This window comes from Niabella agricola (assembly GCF_021538615.1).
Classification (GTDB): domain Bacteria; phylum Bacteroidota; class Bacteroidia; order Chitinophagales; family Chitinophagaceae; genus Niabella; species Niabella agricola.
Genome location: NZ_JAJHIZ010000003.1, coordinates 3761346 through 3779440, shown reverse-complemented (window position 1 = coordinate 3779440; position 18095 = coordinate 3761346). Strand labels below are relative to the sequence as shown.

Here is an 18095-nt window from a genome sequence, read left to right as displayed (position 1 = left end):
CAAAGCAACCATCATCATTTAAGTATATCTATGCAGGAAACAAAATCTTCATTTAAGCCCTTTGTGCCCGACGAGGCGCGCATGGCCGAGTTTACATTAAAATCGGTGCTTACCGGCGCTGCCTTCGGGATCATATTTGGTGCGGCCACCGTGTACCTGGCCTTAAAAGCCGGATTAACCGTATCCGCATCCATTCCTATTGCAGTGATTGCCATTACCCTGGGCCGGAAATTTTTAAAGACCACCATCCTTGAAAACAATATCATTCAAACCACAGGCTCAGCAGGCGAAAGCATTGCTGCCGGTGTGGTATTTACCCTCCCGGGGTTTTTATTCTTAAGCAATGGCAGCGGCGAACATTTTTTTAACTACATGACCATTCTTACCCTGGCCATTATCGGCGGTATATTGGGCACCCTGATGATGATCCCGCTCCGGAAGTCGTTGATCGTAAATGAACATAAAACCCTGCCCTACCCGGAAGGCACGGCCTGTGCTGATGTATTAAAAGCCGGGGAAAAGGGCGGTGATTTTGCCAAGACCGCGTTCTGGGGGCTTGGCTTTGCGTTTGTGTATGCCATATTACAAAAGATTATTCATGTGATTGCCGAAACGCCTGCTTTTGTAACCAAGCAAACCAACCGGTTTTTCCCATCTGCAAAGGTCAGTGGTGAAATTACCCCAGAATACCTGGGCGTTGGATATATCATCGGGCCCAGGATTGCCGGCGTACTGGTAGCCGGTGGCGTACTGGCCTGGCTGGTGCTGATCCCCTTGTTATCATCTGTAGTTGCGCCGGAGCTGATCGCCACCCAACTGGTAAAACTCGGATATCTTACGGATATCGGAACAGCTGGCGGCAAGGGCGGCTGGGATCCCGTAGCTAAAACATTTGAAGATTTTTCATCTGCTGTTTATTACGCATATATCCGCCAGATCGGCGCCGGGGCCGTAGCAGCCGGTGGTTTCATCACGCTGATCAAAACCATTCCGACCATTATTTCCTCTTTCAAAGGAAGCCTGGGCTCTATAAAAGGAGCTTCTGCTGCTGAAACTTCAGTTAAACGGACGGAACGCGACCTGAGCATGAAGGTAGTGGCCCTGGGCAGCCTGGGCCTGGTAATCCTGATTGCCCTGTTGCCCCAGATCCCCGGACATACCATTCTGCAAAAATTATTGATCGGTATCCTGGTAGTGATCTTTGGAGCTTTTTTTGTAACCGTTTCTTCCCGTATCGTAGGCCTCATTGGTTCTTCCAATAACCCAATCAGTGGTATGACCATTGCTACATTGATGGGCACCTGCCTTATCTTTATTGCTGTTGGCTGGAGCGGAAAGGCTTATGAGCCCATGGCCCTGGTGGTTGGGGGACTGATCTGTATCGCTGCCGCCAATGCCGGCGCTACGTCGCAGGACCTGAAGACCGGTTATATTGTAGGCGCCACGCCTAAATACCAGCAGCTGGCGCTATTTGTGGGCGTAATCGTTTCGTCGATTGTGATTGGCCTCACCGTGAACTTCCTGGATAAACCTACGGCAGATATGGTAGCGAAAGGGGTAACAACACACGCTATCGGTTCGGAGTATTACCCGGCACCGCAGGGTACCCTGATGGCTACCCTGGCAAGAGGCATCCTCTCCTTTAACCTCGACTGGCAGTTTGTGCTCGTTGGTGTATTTATTGCGATTGTGCTGGAACTTTGCGGTGTTAAATCGCTAAGCTTTGCCGTAGGCGCCTATCTGCCACTGTCTACCACATTACCTATTTTTATTGGCGGATTGATCCGTGGAGCAGTAGATAAAAAAGCCGGGAAAGCTGCAAATCCCGAAGAGGAAGAATTGGGGCGTGGTAATCTTTTTGCCACCGGGCTGGTGGCCGGCGGGGCCGTTGCGGGGGTGGTAATAGCCATTCTTTCCGGGTTCGACGGTCCGGCTGCCGCATTAAAAGCAGTGAACGCGGAACACGGACTCAGCACGGCGCTGGGAGAAGGCGGTTATTACGTATTGGGCACACTGGCCTTTGCCACCATGGCCTTTGTACTTTACCGGGTAGGGCTGTCCAAGAACAAAGAGTAAACGGATTTCTTTTCGTGTAGCAACGCAAGATTGCAACAAACCGACAATTGATCCGTTTTTATAGTACCATACCAAGAGTCACCCTCATTTTAAATGGGGGTGATTTTTTTTATAGCCTTTATTTCTGCTGACATATAGCTGTCATAACGGGATATGTTCTTTGTACTATTAAAATATTCTATCATGGAGAAACTGGATCTTACAAAGCAATACCGGCATTATTACACCGCAAAGCCAGAGCCTGCACTGGTAACCATTGAAGCGGCTCAATTCCTGTCCATCACCGGCAAAGGCGATCCTTCCGGTGGATCTTTTAAAAAACATATTGAAGCCTTGTATAGCACTGCATACACGCTTAAGTTCGCCTGCAAGGTCCTCAATAAGGATTTCGTCGTTTCAAAACTGGAGGGACTCTGGTGGTTTGATGAAAGCCGGTTCAGCGTGCAAACAGCTGCTGAAGCCTCACTGAAAGTACCCCGGAGCGAATGGGAATACCGTCTGCTGATACGGCTGCCTGATTTCATCACCAAAAAAGACGTGCAGCAAAGCCAGGAAACGGTGCTCTTGAAAAAACAGCTCATCGATGTTCAATTCCTAGAGTTGTTCAGCATGGAAGAAGGTCTTTGCGTGCAGTTGCTGCACCAGGGACCCTTTGCCACCGAACCGGAATCACTGGAAAAAATCAGTGTATTTATGCACGAGCACAATCTTTCCCGGAACGGTGTACATCATGAGATCTATTTGTCTGACTTTAATAAAACTGCTCCGGAAAAACTGAAAACGATCTTAAGAGAACCGGTAAAATAGCCTGGTTTATTGATCCGGCATTTTCATTTTATCAAAAAAATCCCTGAAGAAGAGTAACTGGTATTTGATGGCGTTTTTCCAATAGGCCCAGTCATGCCCACCGGGGTAGGAAATATAGTTGTGGGGAATTTTCAACCGCACCATTTTTTCATGAAGCGCATTGTTCGTTTCGTAAAAAAAATCGTCTACCCCGCAATCAAAAATGATGGCCACTGAATCACGGGGATATTTTTCAATGGCATCCGCCACAGTGATCTCTTTCCAGTCGAAACCGGCGGCATCCGGATCGCCGATCCACGATTTAATCCCCCATTTTTCCGAAAACGGCTTTATATCTACTCCGCCACTCATGCTGCCGCAGGCTCCGAAGGTGGCAGCATGCCGCAGGCCCAGAAACAAGCCGCCATGGCCGCCCATGCTTAACCCTGTAATGGCCCTGGCCAGGCGGCTTTTCTGCGTCTTGTAATGTGCGTCGATATAACCGGGCACTTCTGTACCGATATAGGTTTCGTACTGTACCAACGGGTTCATCCTGCTGTTAAAGTACCAGCTGTCCTTACTGCCATCCGGACAAACAATCAACAGCTGGTAACGATCCGCATGTACTTTCAGTTCCGGTACCCGGATGATCCAGTTTGCATACCAGCCATCATAGCCATGCAGCAGGTAAACCACCGGAAAGCTTTTTCCTTCCGGATAATTTTGAGGGCGTATGACTACACATTTGGAGCTTTTCTTCATGGCACTGCTGTAAATACTTACAGTATCAACAGTGGCAGCATTTAGGAAACCGGCACTCCAAAGAAATAGCAGCAGGATAACAGCCTTTCTCATGCTTTAATTGATTTTTTGAGAAGGTGTGTTTTTACAAAGGATGTAATCAATCCTACATAAAAGCATCCGATTCCCGGTATGCCGCTATCAGCCGGTCTTCCCCTGCTTTTCCGGGTTGTGAATTGCCATGCTCCATCCCTAAAACACCTTTATACCCCTTTTCATACAGCCATTTGAACACATTTTTATAATTAATCTCTCCGGTTGTAGGCTCTTTTCTTCCGGGATTGTCACCGATCTGGATATAAGCGATTTCGCTCCAGGTCAGTTCCATATTTTTAATCAGATTGCCCTCATTTTTCTGCATATGGTAGATATCGTACAGGATCTTGCAGGAGGGACTGTTTACGCCCCGGCAGATTTCATAGGTTTGGGCAGAGGTACGAAGAAATAGATCGGGTGTATCGCTGAGCGGTTCCAGTACCATTACAATGCCATGCGGTTCGAAGATTTCCGCGCCTCTCCTCAAGGCGTCGATCACATTGCCGGTTTGTACTTCAAGAGGAAGGTTACGCTGAAAATCGCCGGGCACCACAGTTACCCATTTGGCGTTACACCGCTTCGCCACTTCTACTGACTTCCTGCAACCGTCCAGAAAGATATCCAGATGCTCTTTCTTATTAGCTGCCAGGGTATTGGCGCCATTACCACCTTTGGGCACAACAAAAACCCCCATCCGCATATTCAGCTTGGCCAGGGTTTCCCCAATTTTTGACTGCATCTCCGGGGTTCTTCCGGTCATGCCGTTGTCTTCTATAGAACGGAACCCCTTGTCATACATATACTTTATCTGGTCGATAAAGTCCTTACCCGCGCTGTTACCAAACATACCGTCATGGGGGGCATAGTCCAGATGAAAGGTCTTATCCGCTTTTACATCTTTCGCTGATCCTGCCCATAAGCTGGTTCCCAATCCGAGGGCGCTCATCGTTAATACATTGTTTTTTACGAAATTTCTTCGGTTCATGTGGCAAATTTTTTCGAACTAAAAATAGGAAACTTTAGTAGTTATAAAAAAGATTTGGGGATCATTTTCATTTTATAATATTTTCGGGGCATTTAATTGTCAAATTGAAAATTTACCTAACTTCGGAACGATGAAAAAATTGATTGCAGCAACATTGCTTTGCTCAGCAGGGGTTAGTGCACTTACAGCCCAGGAAAAAAAAGACGCCGGATTTCAAAAATATGAACAGACCATTCCCGGTTCATCTGTAAAATTTACCATGGTTCCCATTCCCGCAGGATCCTTTAAGATGGGTAGCAGCACCGGAGATGCTGATGAAAAACCGCCGGTAACCGTAAAGCTGGATGCTTTTTATATGGGTGCCCATGAGGTAACTTTTGATGAATACGCCCTTTTCCAAAATGATGAAAGCCTTGGGCAAAATGTAGATGCAGATGCCGTTACAAGGCCTACTCCCCCGTATATTGACCTTACCTTAGGCATGGGGAAGGAAGGTGGATTTCCGGCCAACAGTATGCAGCAGCGCGCCGCCGTCATGTATTGCAAATGGCTTTATACAAAAACAGGCGTCTTTTACCGCCTGCCTACTGAAGCGGAATGGGAATATGCCGCCCGTGCCGGTTCTGCAGTGTCTTATTTTTTTGGTACCGATCCCAAACAACTGGATGAATATGCCTGGTACGCGAAAAACAGTGAGGATACATACCATAAGGTTGGTTTGAAAAAACCCAACCCTTGGGGACTCTACGACATTTATGGAAACGTGGCTGAATGGGTGCTGGACCAATATCAGGCGGACTATTATAAAACCCTGGGTAAAGAAGCCACCAACCCCACACGATTGCCACAAACTCGGAATCCACGCATTGTGAGAGGCGGTAATTATAAGGATGATGCGGCTGCGCTGCGCAGCGCCAACCGGACCGAATCGGACCCTATCTGGAACCGCCGCGACCCGCAAATACCCAAAAGCAAATGGTGGAATGCAGATGCACCATTTGTGGGATTCCGACTGGTACGGCCGGTTAAACAGCCCAGTGCTGAAGAAATCGAAAAATTTTTCTCCACCTATATCTTATAATTTCTGGCGATTAAATACCATATCATGAATCAAAAAACAACAAGAAGAGATTTTGTAAAAAACAGCTCCCTCCTTGCCGGAGGTTTGCTGGCGGCTCCTGCAATGGGCAACATAAACTTTTTTTCCGGCGCAAAGGGCGAGATCAAAATAGCCCTGATCGGTTGCGGCGGCCGTGGTACCGGAGCCGTAACCCAAGCCCTTTCTACCAAACAGAATGTAAAACTGGTGGCCATGGCAGACGCTTTTAAAGATCGCCTGGATGGATGTTATAAAACCATTACCTCCGAAGACATGGCCGCGCTGAAAGGTAAGATTGATGTTCCCGAAAGCAATAAGTTCACGGGCTTTGATGCCTATAAAAAAGCCATAGCGCTTGCAGATGTTGTAATTCTTACCACTCCTCCCGGGTTCCGTCCCATTCATTTTGAAGAAGCTGTAAAACAAAGCAAGCATATCTTTACTGAAAAACCAATGGCCACGGATCCGGCGGGAATAAAGAAAGTACTGGATGCGGCGGAGATCGCGAAACAGAAAAAACTGAACGTGGTAGTAGGATTGCAACGCCGTTACCAGGATTCTTACAGAGCATTGTTTGAGCGGAAAGACATGATCGGGGATATTCTTTCCGGGCAAGTTTGGTGGAATAACTCCGGTGTTTGGGTAAAGCAACGGGAACCCCAACAAACCGAAATGGAGTATCAGATGCGCAACTGGTATTACTTCAACTGGCTTTGCGGCGATCATATTACCGAACAGCATATCCATAATATCGATGTGATGAACTGGTTTAAGAATGCTTATCCGGTTAAGGCCCAGGGCATGGGAGGCCGCCAGGTACGCACGGGCAAACAATATGGAGAGATCTACGATCACCATTATGTGGAGTTTCATTATGCTGACGGGTCCATCCTCAACAGCCAGTGTCGGCATATCCCGGGAACCATGAGCAAGGTTGATGAATTGCTGGTAGGCACCAAGGGCTCCATTTTTTGCGATCAGGCTGTGATCAAAGACCGTTCGGGAAAAGTGCTATATGCATTCGATAAAAAGAATGAGCGGAATCCTTATCAAACCGAGCATGATGAACTCTTTGACGCCATTGCGAAGGGACAGTATAAATTTGACAATGCCGAATATGGAGCTAAAAGCACCCTGACATCGATCATCGGACGCATGGCTACGTATAGCGGACAGGTGATTGAATGGGATAAAGCGTTGAACTCCGGCATTGACATCATGCCCAAAGAATACAGCTTTAATGCCACACCACCCGTGGTTCCAGACGCAGATGGCTTCTACCCGATCGCAATGCCAGGGAAGACAAAATATTTTTAGTATAAGGAATGTTTATATAAAAGCCGGACGAAAAAACGTCCGGTTTTTTATTTCCGGGCAACACCGTAATGCTTTCAATTCAGGTCATTTGTACCCGGAACCAGATTCTTTGAAACGCCTTTATATTCAAACACGCCATACAAACCAGGCGGAAGCGTAATGCTGCCCGCTAACCGGCCATTCCGTTGTTCAAAGAAAACGCTGATTTCCCCATGCGCATGCGGCATAGCGGCTTTTACCCATTTTAATGTTCCCAAGTGGGGCGCTATTTTTACTTTTTGAAACCCTGGTGCGCCCGGTGCGATCCCACAAACCGTTGCCAGCAGGTCATAATTGGGGCTTGCGCTCCATGCATGGCAATCGGAACGGGAGGGTTCCGGCTGCTCCGCAAACGTGGTCAGCCCGCTCTTTAGCATGGTTTTCCAGATATCGAGGCTGCTGACATAGCGATCTGCCAGTCCTGCTTTTTTCATCGCCCGGAACAGGTAAAAGCGGTAATAGACCGTAGCCTGGGTCAATGAACGATCGGAATTCAGCTTTTCAAATAGATGCTGCTGCTGGTCCTTACTGATAGCGTCTGAAAGAATGGCCATAATCGACGCATGCTGACTGAAACTGCTATGGGCCGGGTCGTCGGCCATCAGCCCCCGCTGCCGGTCAAAGCACTGTTTCATGGCCGCTTCACCAATCGATTGTTTCAGCTTTTTATATTTTGAGGCCAGCCCTGTTTCATTAAAATGTTCCAGGAGTGCCGCCGCATCTGCAAGGGCATAAGCGAGCTGCAGGCTAAGGATGGACGAGCCTCCCCTGATGGCCGCGGGGGGTGTGCCGCCCAATGGTGCCCGGTCATTCCACGGCCATTCAACCGGCCAGTCTACAAAATTCCAGTGCGGTAAAGGCCCCAGCAAACCGGTCTGTGGATCTATTTTATACTCAAACCAATTCAGTATGCTTTTTACTACCGGGAGGTATGATGCCACAAATGCTGTATCGTTCCGGTGCATCCAGTAATCATGCAACATATTGATCCAGTAAAGCGAGAAGGGCGGGATCACCTGGTTGTACCGCGCCGGGTAACGGCTCAGCAAAATTCCCTCAGGCGTTACAGAGGAAGCGATGTCGGAGATCGCTTTCCGCACCAATCGGTCATCACCACTTACATATAATGAAATCAGTCCCTGTATGCGCGTATCGCCTGTATACTGAAGTTGCTCGTAATACGGACAATCATAATAAGTTTCCCCAGCGCAAAGCCTTGCCGTACGCCAGCCCGTCTTCCATATTTCCTCCAGCACCGGATCATTACAGGAAAAACGCCCCTTCTCTTTAAACGGATAACCTGTAAATTCCCGGTCAAAGGAATGAAGGATCAACTCCTGTGTTGTTGTTTCAATATCCAGTTGAATATACCGGAACGTACGGAACCAAAGCGGGCTGTAGACCCGTTTGTTTCCACCTTCCGGATAAAAGACATCTACAAACCCACGGATGTGCTTACCGTCTGTTTCATTCCGGTTGCCCTTACTCCGATCATCCAGGTACATCGCTTCCGAATAAGTGACGACGATTTTAGATTGTGATCCTTTGCTTACCGTTAATGCCGGGTATGCATTGGTAAGATACGTCTGGTCCAGCAGTATGGAAACTTTTGAATGGGCCGGGATCTTCAAATCCTGCCGATCCGAAATAAAATTGCCTTTTAAATCCATTCCTGTACTCCGGCGTATTTTCATTGGGACCTCCATCCATGCTGCCATCAACGGTATGGGCCGGGGCGTTAACGCCCGCAGGTACTGGGTTCCGGTTCCTGCCGGTTGCCCCCGTTCCTGTACCCGGGCATTTTTCCATTGTACATCATCAAAATCAGCACCATTCCAATTCCATGGGTAGGTTTCGCCCTGAATGATATCTCCCGGGCCTACATCCTGCAGGTATACCAGGGAAGGCCTAAAGGAACGGTCGGCATATACCTTCCACGTATGATCGGTATTCACTACAGCCTCCTGTTCCGATTCTCCCTGTACAATAAAACCGGTATACAGGGAAATTTGCGCACCTGGCGACCATTCGCCGTAATTCCATACCGTTGCCGCAATCAGGTTGCTTCCCTTTTTCAGGAACGGCGCAATGTTGACCGTTTCATAATGCCAGTTGTACAAACTGCCTCTTGCCGGTCCCCTGCAAACACGGGTGCCGTTTACAAAAAACTCGTAGCGGGGATCCGCCGAAAGGTTGATCACAAAAATTTCTGGCACAGTATGGATGCTAAATGTTTTTCTGAAACGATGGATGCCGTAGTCATATTTTGAACCCGCTTCCTGCGGAACAGTGATCCAGTGCGCATCCCATTGGTGTTGCTGCCATTGTTCAGAGGCTTTATATGCCGCGCTATTTTGCCCTTGCAACCCGCCGCTGCAAACAAGGAAAAGAATCAAAATCGTCCATCTGTTCATCTCTCTTGCGTTTTACATTTATAAAGTATCATCGGTTAACAGTTTCCAGTTGTCTGTGCGGAAAGGCGATGCCGGCAGACCGGCGCTGTTCACCAGATTGGCATCCGATGAATAGTTGACCCACCCATACCGTACGGCTACAGGGTCCGGTACTTTATCCGAAGATACCGTTACCATTTTTCCATCACCGGAAATAATCGCCACTGCCGGATAAAAAACCTGGTCTTCCCCCGCGATGGCAAACCCCGTTAACGGCTTGCCATCACCGGTTGTTAACCCTGCAGCCGTTTCCCTGAACCGGATAGCGGCGCTGCCGTTTTTAAACAACGCCTGTTCCGGCAACGGGCCGCGGCTGACGATCTTCGTGAAGCCGTAAGCATCGTGCAGTGCCAGGTTGGCCAGCCGTAACCCGATCTCGTTTTTCCGGTAAGGATGAATATCCAACGAATCGCCAAGATGAAAAGCCACTGCCATCCCCGTATGCTTTTTTTTATCCAACACCCGTCTTTGTATATCGCGTAGCTGCGGCCATGCCGATTCAATTTCAGAGCCGGATTGTTTGCCATCATAGCCTGCAAGCTGCACATAAAAAAAATACAGCGCGGGGTTGTTCCACTTTTTTCTCCACGTATCGATGAGCATGGGAAACAGGTGCTCATATTGCCGCGCTTTTTGCGTGTTGGACTCGCCCTGATACCAAAGCACCCCTTTAATGGAATAAGGCACCAACGGAGCGATCATGCCATTGTACAAGTTACCCGGCGTATGACTTTGTCCGGCCACATCCCAGCTCCATGGAAAGCGGGTTTCTACGGGCAGTCCTTTTTCAAGCCGGAGCAGAGATGCATTATATCGCTTCAGGATGGGGGCTGTAACCGGATCCTTTGCCAACGTTTCCCTGGGAAACCAGCTTTCAACCGCTGTTCCGCCCCAATAAGCGCAGATGATCCCAACCGGCACCCGTAGTGTTTTCCTCAGGTTGATGCCAAAGCTGCTGACCACCGCCGACCATCCCATAACGCTGGCGGAATCTGCGGGGATCCACTCTCCGCCGGATGAAAAGACCGGATCTCCTGATGGCCATTGCGGTTGTTTAAACACCCGTAATTTCACATCCTTATTTTCTGCCGTGATGGTTTTTGATACATCGCTTTGCCAGGTACGCATTTCCATATTCGATTGTCCCGAAGCCATCCAAACCTCCCCCACCGCGATATTCCGGATCCGGATCCGGTCTTTTTTAGAGCGTATTTCCATATCAAGGCTGTCCGTTACCGGCAATGCCGGAATCCGGATCTCCCATTTACCTTCCTTATCGGAGCGGGTCTTTAGCCGCTTTCCTGCAATGTGTAGTTCTACTTCACTTTGGGAGGCCGCCTTTCCCCAAACGAGGTTTACACGAGAGTGTTGCAGTACCATGCCATCGGAAAAAAGGGATGGCACTACAAGGCCCCGGCCCTTTTGTTCCGGGTTCTGAAGTACAAACTGGAAGTTTGAAAAAACAATTGCGGGTGTAGCCGCATACAAGCCAACCTGCCCCACACCAAATGCAGGCATATCATTGGACACGCCCTGTTTCAGCAGGATCTTCCCGGTTTTCTTTTCCCGGATGATGATTTTCCAGGGCCGCCAGTCTTCCAGGTCTACCGCCGGTGCTTTTACAATAGAAACCGAATATACCTGATCTTTAGTCAGCTTTTCGTGTAAGACAGCTTCCTGCCACATTCTGAAATATCCATACTTCCGGTGCAACAGCTGAAGAACGCAACGCGTTGTATCCGGAGCGATCCGCAATAACTGATAGTCATCCGGAGCCTCAATATTCAGCATGATACCAAGCGCGCCTTTAACAGAGCGGTCTTCAAAGCGGAAATCCACCGACAGCGACTCCCAGGCCATTTCTTTCGCAGAGCCCGTATGGAGCAACGTAAATACCCCGTCCTTACCTGCTACCGGGTTTACCTGACTCCCGGATATATTCCACGCACCGGATAATTGTTTCCACTCGGTTTGTGCTTCTAATGAACCATTGCACCCCAAAAAACAGAGCGCTAACGCGCCTGCCAGAACAGCCATCTTCATACTCAATTTTTAATCGTTTTTATTCACTACCTTAAGACTCAACCCTTGTATTTCCAGAGCTACGTCAAAAGTTCCCGGGCACTCCCAGCCAAAATTCATTCCCGCAACCACCAGGTCTGACAGATCTGAGTGCAGAAAAGTGCCTTTTGCTCTCATTGATGCTATTGCCTGTAATACCGAGGGCAACAGATCTACCCGGGTCCTATGCCATTGGTGGTCATGAAAGGTTGTCTTTGCGCCCCAAACAGCCGTTTGCGGTATATTATACATATACATATGCGTATCGTTATCAAATCCGATCTCTTCTTTCGGATTCATTTTCGGATAACGGTAATCAAAGGACTGTATGCCCAGCCATATGGCATAATTATAGTCTTTGGACCAGGGGTTCCTGTTCTTCAATATAAAGTACATAGGCGTTTGCGCCGTATGTATGGCGGGATCATATTCCCGGTCCGTCATTTTTCGCTCACATTTTACGACCTTTAGGGCCGCAGAAAAATAAAGATGTTGCATGCTTCCGATGTCCGGCAGATCCGGAAAATCCTGCTGGATTAAAAAACCGGTAAACGCACCGCCTGCTTCCCTGGGTTTTGTATATTCCTTACTGGTTGTAACACCGATATGCAAGGTTCCATCCGGATGGTGCATGATGCGTTTTGCTGCATTCCGATATTCCACACTATTATCTGCATTCTTTCTGGGCCTTGCCCCTTCCAGGGAATATTTACTCGCCCATTGGCAGAATTCCCATACCGGTTTTTGATCTTTTTTCTCAAAATAGTAATATCCCTTGCTTGCCTTATCAAAGCTGCCTGCAGCCATTACTTCCTCCGGTGTTAAGGGAGACAGCGAAAAGCCCTGCCGGAACCGGGCATCCCTGATCAGTTCTTTTCCCGGAGCCGGTTTACTCCGTTCACCGGCAATGGCCAATACCGCGCCCGTATGACTACCGGCGACCTGCTTGCCCGATCCGGTAAGGAATGGATATAAAGCGATACATATCACTAAAAAATATCCTGGTCCTGGCATTCTATATATGTTTCCTGTTTACAGTGAAAAATCATTATTGCCCGAGTATAAATGTTTGCAATCTTGCAATCATTATACCTGTTTTGCTCACCGCTTGCATCTTTTATCAATCGAATGCAATAACCGGAAGCGGTGGGCTTCCATAAAAGCAGCGCCAGTCCTTTTGATGTTTCTTAAACATGCCATCGGTATCCTGCACTTCTACAGATGCGTTAACAACCTCCTGTTATTATACGCTGATCCCCGTTTTTCCAAGGGTCTGCCTCCGCCTTTTACAGTATCGGTAATAACCTGATACCCGGGGCGGGAAAATATACGGCTCAGTAATCATCTGGTCGTTTTTATGCAAACAGTATACCCCCGTTATCAGAAGGCAACAAGATCCAGGTTTTTTGTTTGCATGGTTCCTATATTTAAACCGGTACATTCAAATCCCATCGTAAACAGGGACAGTTTGTAGTCGTTATAGTTTTGTGATTCCAGAAGATATCCCCGGTTCCAGGCTTCGGTCAACGCCTGCTTTATATAGGGCAACAGGTTTCCGTGAATGTTCTTCCATTGACCTTGTATAAGTCCGGTGCCGGTAAATGGAGCAATGCCAACGTCGTAAATAAGCCGCCCGCTGAAAATATCTTCGTTAATGGCCAGGCCGGGTAAAGCATACCGGTCATCAAACAACATCACCAAAAAATACATGGATTTACCATAACCCGGGTTTCCTGCGCGTAAGTTCTGTATGAGAAAGCTGCAGCTATACTGCAAGGCATGAATGGAGGGATCATAACCCGTTTTTTGATTGCGTGCATGGTATTGCAACAGGGCATCTATATTGAAAACCATGCTATCCAAACCTCCCAGGAAAGGGGTTGCTGTCCCCAGCCAGCCATCAGGATCAGCAATCCGCTGATCGGCTAAGAGGTGCGGGAAGGGCTGGGAAGCCGTACGGTAACTATTCCCAAATTCGTTCTGCCCGTTGATTGCAAAAACAAGATTTCTATCCGTTGAGGATGCAGGACCAATGGTAACGGCTTTATCTGCATTGGCAAAACGGTAAGACCCGGAGCCAAGCGCCACCGGTGCTGCACCATAGATACTCGAACTGCTGTACCACTGCGCCAGGTTCCATTTGGGTGCTGTAACCCCGTCCGGGTATTGCAGCGTGCCTTGCAGTGCACCAGAGCCCGGGTGCAGTACGTTAAACCCCTGCTGAAATGCCTTGTCCGTAAGCAATCCGATACCGGATGCCGTTGCCTGACCAATTTTACCTTTAGGCGCAGTCAGCATTGCCTGTGCCCCACCATTTACCGCATCAAAGGAACCCTCCCGAGTGCATGCACCGATCAGCAGCATAAGGGCAAAAAACGGAAGTAGCTTTTTTTTGTTTTTCTGTTTCATACCTGTTTTTTTATCTGATCATTTTCCGCATGCGATTATTTACCGGCGCTACCTTCTTTTAGCGGCAGGTACTTCAGGTCAAACCCCCTGAATTCAAATCCGGCATCAAAAGTGCCCGGTACTTCCCAGCCAATATTCATCCCTCCGATACGGATATCATCCAGGGTGGCTCCTTTAAGATACCCCCGCTCCTTTGCAAGGTTCACCGCTTTTACCATCAGCGGCTTCAGATCCTTTTCCACCTTTACCCAGTTAGCGTCGTGAAAACTGCCTTGCATATAATCCGTGGTACCCAGGCTGTATATAAACATTCCGGTAGCATCCCCTTTTCCGATATCCTGTGCGGCATACACCTGCAGCTGCCGGTGCCGGTAGTCGTAAAAAGGCACGCCAAACCACACCAGTTCTCCATAGCTGGATGATTGAGGGTTAAGATTCTGCAGCGTTATAAACAGCTGAAACTGGGCCGTATGTAAGCCCGCATCAAAACTACCCTGGGGCATGGCCAGCCTGCAATTCACTAAACGGCCTTCAAAATTCAATATGAGCTTATCTACATGCTTCAGGTAGGGCTTTACCGAAAAAGCCTGCTCCAATAATAAATGCGGCCAGGCTTCCCCGCTTTTGCGCGGATGCTCATATTCTGCGGAAGCTTTAACATCCATACGGATCTTTGTCGTATTACCCTCGCGCATAAATGAAAGCAGCTTCCCGTTATTTTCATAAAGCTTCTCTCCGTTTTTTTCCACCATGCCGTTCTGTTGTAACAAATATTTACTGGCCCATTCCGCCAGCTCCCAGGCCGGTTTATTACCCTTCTGCCCGAAAGGGTATAAAGACATCCCGGCAGAAGGCGCGCCGCTCACATCACCCTTTAAATAAAGGCCGGTTTCAAAATTAGCATCCGTAAACAAAGAGACCGGCACTCCGGTACTGCCTCCTGTACCGGAATCATTCACTGTTGTTGTTTTCCTGCCGCAGGCTGCCCAAATCATACAGCCCACTATCAAAAAAATAGATTTCATCTTACATTTTTTTATTGAACCCTGTTCCACTTTTATACATGGCCTTTAAAGAATTTTATCTCCGCAGCCAAAGCACCAGGCAGATCCTCAAAACCGCCCGGCCCGAATGTTTCCCTTGTATTCATCCGCAGGGCACCCATTTATAAAAGTCAACATCGTTCACGGTTATATGTATACAATTACTGCAGTTCAAGTGAAAAATCATCAAAATAGATATTCACCGGGTTGGCCAGCCCGAAATAATAAAAACCGGGTACGCCTCCAAGGTAAGGATTGGCATCCTCTACCGTACGCTCCAGCATTACACCGTTTGTATCCGGATCCGAGATCCTGATGGTAATTTTTCCGGCAGTGGAAGAAGAAATGGTTACCTGGTAGGGCTTATTATCGGTAAATCCTTCAAAATGATCATTGATCATGATAGCCGCCCAGTCGCCCGGCCCGTTACTGCCGGTCTTCAGCAACTGAACCAGTGTCCCGGCAGTTCTTAAAAGATAAAACCGTTTATTATCTGCCTGTGCATTAAAAATCACACCTCCAAATGAGCCACCTCCAGAGACGGTAACCGACGCAGAAAATTTAAAAAAATGATCGTTGCCGGCTTTCATATCCACTTCAGGCGACCGATAGAGCATGTAGGTTTCCAGGCCGCCTGCATGTGTGGCCAGCCGGTTATTTTCCAGACCCAGCTTGCCGGCTACGATTTCCCAATTTGCACCGATAGGGTTGGGCACAACAGTCCTATCTACCGGGTCTACATTCGCCCGGTTAAAATCGTCGCTAATTTTTTTGATCTGAACCAGGTTGAGATTCCTTCTGTTGGAAATCTTTCCATTGCTTCTAACCGTTATGGCGGCTGATTTTACAGTAAGGTCCGGCACCACTACCGTAATTGCCGTATCGCTCACCGATTGTGCAGCAACAACCGTTTGATTAAACCGTACAATATTTTTTTCTGGATCCGGAGAAAAATTCAGCCCTTTAATGGTGAGCTGGTCCCCCGGTCCCGCATTTTCGGGTTCAAATTTTAGTATCCGCGGAATGGGCGCATTATTCTCCGGCAATTTGTTATTATCCTTTTTACAGGATCCGGCCATACCGGACAGGAGAACCAGCACTCCTGCTATCATATAATTTTTAGACATAAGATTTGTTTAAAAAGTGATTCATAAACCATGACATGATCCTATTGCTAAATGGCGCGGCATTACTGCCTGCATCGCGTTTTACCATCCGGGGTTTTGCTCCCACAGCGGCATCAGTGTTAATTCACTTGTTGGGATCGGGATGATCATATAATTATCTGTAAAGCTTTTTCTTCTGCCGGCAATGATCCGTTTCCCGGCAAACTGACCTTCCCCGGTCTTTGTCCATTCAATACCCGTTGTCAGCTTATCGGTTTGACCCAGGATCTTCCAGCGCCGCACGTCCCAGATCCTTTGTTCCTCAAAAGCCATTTCCACCCGGCGTTCCCTGCGGATGCGTTCCCGCATTTCGTCCTTGCTTAATCCGCCCGGCAGCTGGGGCATTTTCGCCCGGGCCCTTACGGTGTTTATGGCATCATAAACCTCACTTACCGGCCCCATAGCTTCATTTGCAGCTTCGGCATAGTTCAGGTAGATCTCACCCAGGCGGTATTTTTTAAACAATGCGGTACCTGTGTTGGGATCAAGTTGCTTGGGATTGCGGAATTTACGCAGGTAGTATCCGTTATGTGTGCGTTGCTGAAGATTGGAAATCCCATCAGCTCCGCCTACATAGGATTGAATACGATAGGGTTTCCCATTTACGTCTCCATAGTAGGCATCGTTATACCATACCGTTGCATAAAACCGGGGGTCGCGGTTTACATACGGACGCTTTTCATCGTAGCCAGACGCTGCATTGATCACCGGCTGCAGGTGATCTTCGTCCTGGTAACGCAGGATGGGGATCTGGCCGTTAGACATTTCATAAGCATCCACCAGTTCCTGTGACGGGCTACAACCAGCCTTGTCGCCGCCCAATGTAGGAATGGCATGCATCCGGAACATCAGGTGGCTGAATTCAGGCGTACCTCTGAAGGGTTTTATCTCGTAGATTGTTTCTTTATCGCCGGGGTTAGGACTCAGGTCTGAACGCCCGTAAAAATACACTTCGTAATCCGGGTACAACTGATATCCTGCATCTGTAAGTGCTTCCAGCGATTGTTTGATTGCATTCGCCGCCAGGGTCCACCGGCTTGCATCAGCTTCCGGATTCCACAACGAGCTGGCGCTGAACAGGAGCGCCTGCGAACGCACCGCATGCGCTACGGCCTTGGTAAACCGGCCTCTTTCCGGTTCAGTTGTAATACGCCAGGGAAAATTTGTTTCTGCAATAGCTTCATCGCAGTTTCGTTTGATAAAATCAACACATTCCTTAAATGATTGCCGCGGCAATGTTTCAAATTTAAAATCACTGGTAAAGGGTTTATCCACTACCGGCATGCCTCCATACATCTTAATTAATTCCAGGTAAAAAAAGGCACGCAGCGTTTTAACTTCCGCAATCAGCCGGGCTTTGGTTGTGGGATTTGTAAATACCGTTTTATCAATGTTTCCTAAAAAGACATTCGCCTGACGGATGCCCTTCCATGCATTCCGGTAATAAAAACCGTTTGTGGTGGGATCATACGAGCCGGTGGATGCCGGAATATCCATAGGGTTCCAGTTGGGGCGCAGCTCACCATTATACCAGCGGGACGGAGCACGCCCCATATCCAGCGGAAAGTCGTTATCATGAGCTTCATCAGAATATCCGGCCAGCATAGTCCAGTAATTATAAGCCGTGCCATAATGCTGCATGTTGGCATAAATTGTATTCACATATTCCGCGGCCATCATTTCATCGGTAAAAACCTGCTCAATGGTGATGCGGCCATCCGGCATCAGGTCCAGCGGATCTTTCCGGCAAGCGGCCATCATCAGGATTGCCCCCAGTAATATATTCAGTGCTGTTTGTTTCATTTCGTTTTGTGTAAAAGGATG

The 18095-nt window shown here is 48.3% G+C and carries 13 protein-coding genes; 4 read left to right on the top strand and 9 right to left on the bottom strand.

Annotated features, from left to right (window positions below; translation table 11 throughout):
- The first annotated feature begins 30 nt into the window (after positions 1 to 30).
- Both LL912_RS21135 and LL912_RS21130 read left to right on the top strand, forming a co-directional pair.
- A complete protein-coding gene (locus tag LL912_RS21135) occupies positions 31 to 2076 on the top strand; it encodes an OPT family oligopeptide transporter (protein ID WP_235555601.1) in 2046 nt (681 codons plus the stop codon).
- A gap of 183 nt (positions 2077 to 2259) precedes the next feature.
- Positions 2260 to 2883: a GyrI-like domain-containing protein gene (locus LL912_RS21130; protein ID WP_235555600.1), complete on the top strand. Its 624-nt coding sequence runs from the start codon at positions 2260 to 2262 to the stop codon at positions 2881 to 2883.
- A gap of 6 nt (positions 2884 to 2889) precedes the next feature.
- Here the strand turns inward: LL912_RS21130 and LL912_RS21125 are convergent, their stop codons facing one another.
- Both LL912_RS21125 and LL912_RS21120 read right to left on the bottom strand, forming a co-directional pair.
- Positions 2890 to 3717 carry an alpha/beta hydrolase gene (locus LL912_RS21125; RefSeq protein WP_235555599.1) on the bottom strand — a complete coding sequence of 276 codons (828 nt, stop codon included), beginning with the start codon at positions 3715 to 3717 and terminating at the stop codon, positions 2890 to 2892.
- Positions 3718 to 3769: 52 nt separating this feature from the next.
- On the bottom strand, positions 3770 to 4684 hold the full coding sequence (locus LL912_RS21120; RefSeq protein ID WP_235555598.1) for a hydroxypyruvate isomerase family protein: 915 nt from the start codon (positions 4682 to 4684) through the stop codon (positions 3770 to 3772).
- A 130-nt stretch (positions 4685 to 4814) separates the two neighbouring features.
- Here LL912_RS21120 and LL912_RS21115 point away from each other — a divergent pair, with 130 nt between their 5' ends.
- Complete coding sequence (locus tag LL912_RS21115; RefSeq protein ID WP_235555597.1) at positions 4815 to 5765, top strand: formylglycine-generating enzyme family protein; 951 nt, start codon at positions 4815 to 4817, stop codon at positions 5763 to 5765.
- A gap of 24 nt (positions 5766 to 5789) precedes the next feature.
- A complete protein-coding gene (locus LL912_RS21110; protein ID WP_235555596.1) occupies positions 5790 to 7100 on the top strand; it encodes a Gfo/Idh/MocA family protein in 1311 nt (436 codons plus the stop codon).
- 74 nt (positions 7101 to 7174) lie between these two features.
- Here the strand turns inward: LL912_RS21110 and LL912_RS21105 are convergent, their stop codons facing one another.
- From LL912_RS21105 to LL912_RS21075, 7 genes are all read right to left on the bottom strand, one after another.
- A complete protein-coding gene (locus LL912_RS21105) occupies positions 7175 to 9553 on the bottom strand; it encodes an alpha-L-rhamnosidase-related protein (RefSeq protein WP_235555595.1) in 2379 nt (792 codons plus the stop codon).
- Between the two features lie 18 nt (positions 9554 to 9571).
- Positions 9572 to 11635 carry a sialate O-acetylesterase gene (locus LL912_RS21100; RefSeq protein WP_235555594.1) on the bottom strand — a complete coding sequence of 688 codons (2064 nt, stop codon included), beginning with the start codon at positions 11633 to 11635 and terminating at the stop codon, positions 9572 to 9574.
- A gap of 9 nt (positions 11636 to 11644) precedes the next feature.
- Positions 11645 to 12667 (bottom strand): hypothetical protein, encoded by a 1023-nt coding sequence (locus tag LL912_RS21095; protein ID WP_235555593.1) that lies wholly within the window; start codon positions 12665 to 12667, stop codon positions 11645 to 11647.
- A 366-nt stretch (positions 12668 to 13033) separates the two neighbouring features.
- On the bottom strand, positions 13034 to 14062 hold the full coding sequence (locus LL912_RS21090) for a hypothetical protein (RefSeq protein WP_235555592.1): 1029 nt from the start codon (positions 14060 to 14062) through the stop codon (positions 13034 to 13036).
- 35 nt (positions 14063 to 14097) lie between these two features.
- Positions 14098 to 15087 carry a hypothetical protein gene (locus LL912_RS21085; protein WP_235555591.1) on the bottom strand — a complete coding sequence of 330 codons (990 nt, stop codon included), beginning with the start codon at positions 15085 to 15087 and terminating at the stop codon, positions 14098 to 14100.
- A gap of 179 nt (positions 15088 to 15266) precedes the next feature.
- On the bottom strand, positions 15267 to 16232 hold the full coding sequence (locus LL912_RS21080; RefSeq protein ID WP_235555590.1) for an IPT/TIG domain-containing protein: 966 nt from the start codon (positions 16230 to 16232) through the stop codon (positions 15267 to 15269).
- A gap of 81 nt (positions 16233 to 16313) precedes the next feature.
- Positions 16314 to 18074: a RagB/SusD family nutrient uptake outer membrane protein gene (locus LL912_RS21075; protein ID WP_235555589.1), complete on the bottom strand. Its 1761-nt coding sequence runs from the start codon at positions 18072 to 18074 to the stop codon at positions 16314 to 16316.
- Between the last annotated feature and the right edge of the window lie 21 nt (positions 18075 to 18095).

What these genes read in the sequence shown, in the direction of transcription:
- LL912_RS21135 (WP_235555601.1), top strand. Translation starts at nt 31, where the DNA reads ATGCAGGAAACAAAATCTTCATTTAAGCCCTTTGTGCCCGACGAGGCG.
- LL912_RS21130 (WP_235555600.1), top strand. Translation starts at nt 2,260, where the DNA reads ATGGAGAAACTGGATCTTACAAAGCAATACCGGCATTATTACACCGCA.
- LL912_RS21125 (WP_235555599.1), bottom strand. Translation starts at nt 3,717, where the DNA reads ATGAGAAAGGCTGTTATCCTGCTGCTATTTCTTTGGAGTGCCGGTTTC.
- LL912_RS21120 (WP_235555598.1), bottom strand. Translation starts at nt 4,684, where the DNA reads ATGAACCGAAGAAATTTCGTAAAAAACAATGTATTAACGATGAGCGCC.
- LL912_RS21115 (WP_235555597.1), top strand. Translation starts at nt 4,815, where the DNA reads ATGAAAAAATTGATTGCAGCAACATTGCTTTGCTCAGCAGGGGTTAGT.
- LL912_RS21110 (WP_235555596.1), top strand. Translation starts at nt 5,790, where the DNA reads ATGAATCAAAAAACAACAAGAAGAGATTTTGTAAAAAACAGCTCCCTC.
- LL912_RS21105 (WP_235555595.1), bottom strand. Translation starts at nt 9,553, where the DNA reads ATGAACAGATGGACGATTTTGATTCTTTTCCTTGTTTGCAGCGGCGGG.
- LL912_RS21100 (WP_235555594.1), bottom strand. Translation starts at nt 11,635, where the DNA reads ATGAAGATGGCTGTTCTGGCAGGCGCGTTAGCGCTCTGTTTTTTGGGG.
- LL912_RS21095 (WP_235555593.1), bottom strand. Translation starts at nt 12,667, where the DNA reads ATGCCAGGACCAGGATATTTTTTAGTGATATGTATCGCTTTATATCCA.
- LL912_RS21090 (WP_235555592.1), bottom strand. Translation starts at nt 14,062, where the DNA reads ATGAAACAGAAAAACAAAAAAAAGCTACTTCCGTTTTTTGCCCTTATG.
- LL912_RS21085 (WP_235555591.1), bottom strand. Translation starts at nt 15,087, where the DNA reads ATGAAATCTATTTTTTTGATAGTGGGCTGTATGATTTGGGCAGCCTGC.
- LL912_RS21080 (WP_235555590.1), bottom strand. Translation starts at nt 16,232, where the DNA reads ATGTCTAAAAATTATATGATAGCAGGAGTGCTGGTTCTCCTGTCCGGT.
- LL912_RS21075 (WP_235555589.1), bottom strand. Translation starts at nt 18,074, where the DNA reads ATGAAACAAACAGCACTGAATATATTACTGGGGGCAATCCTGATGATG.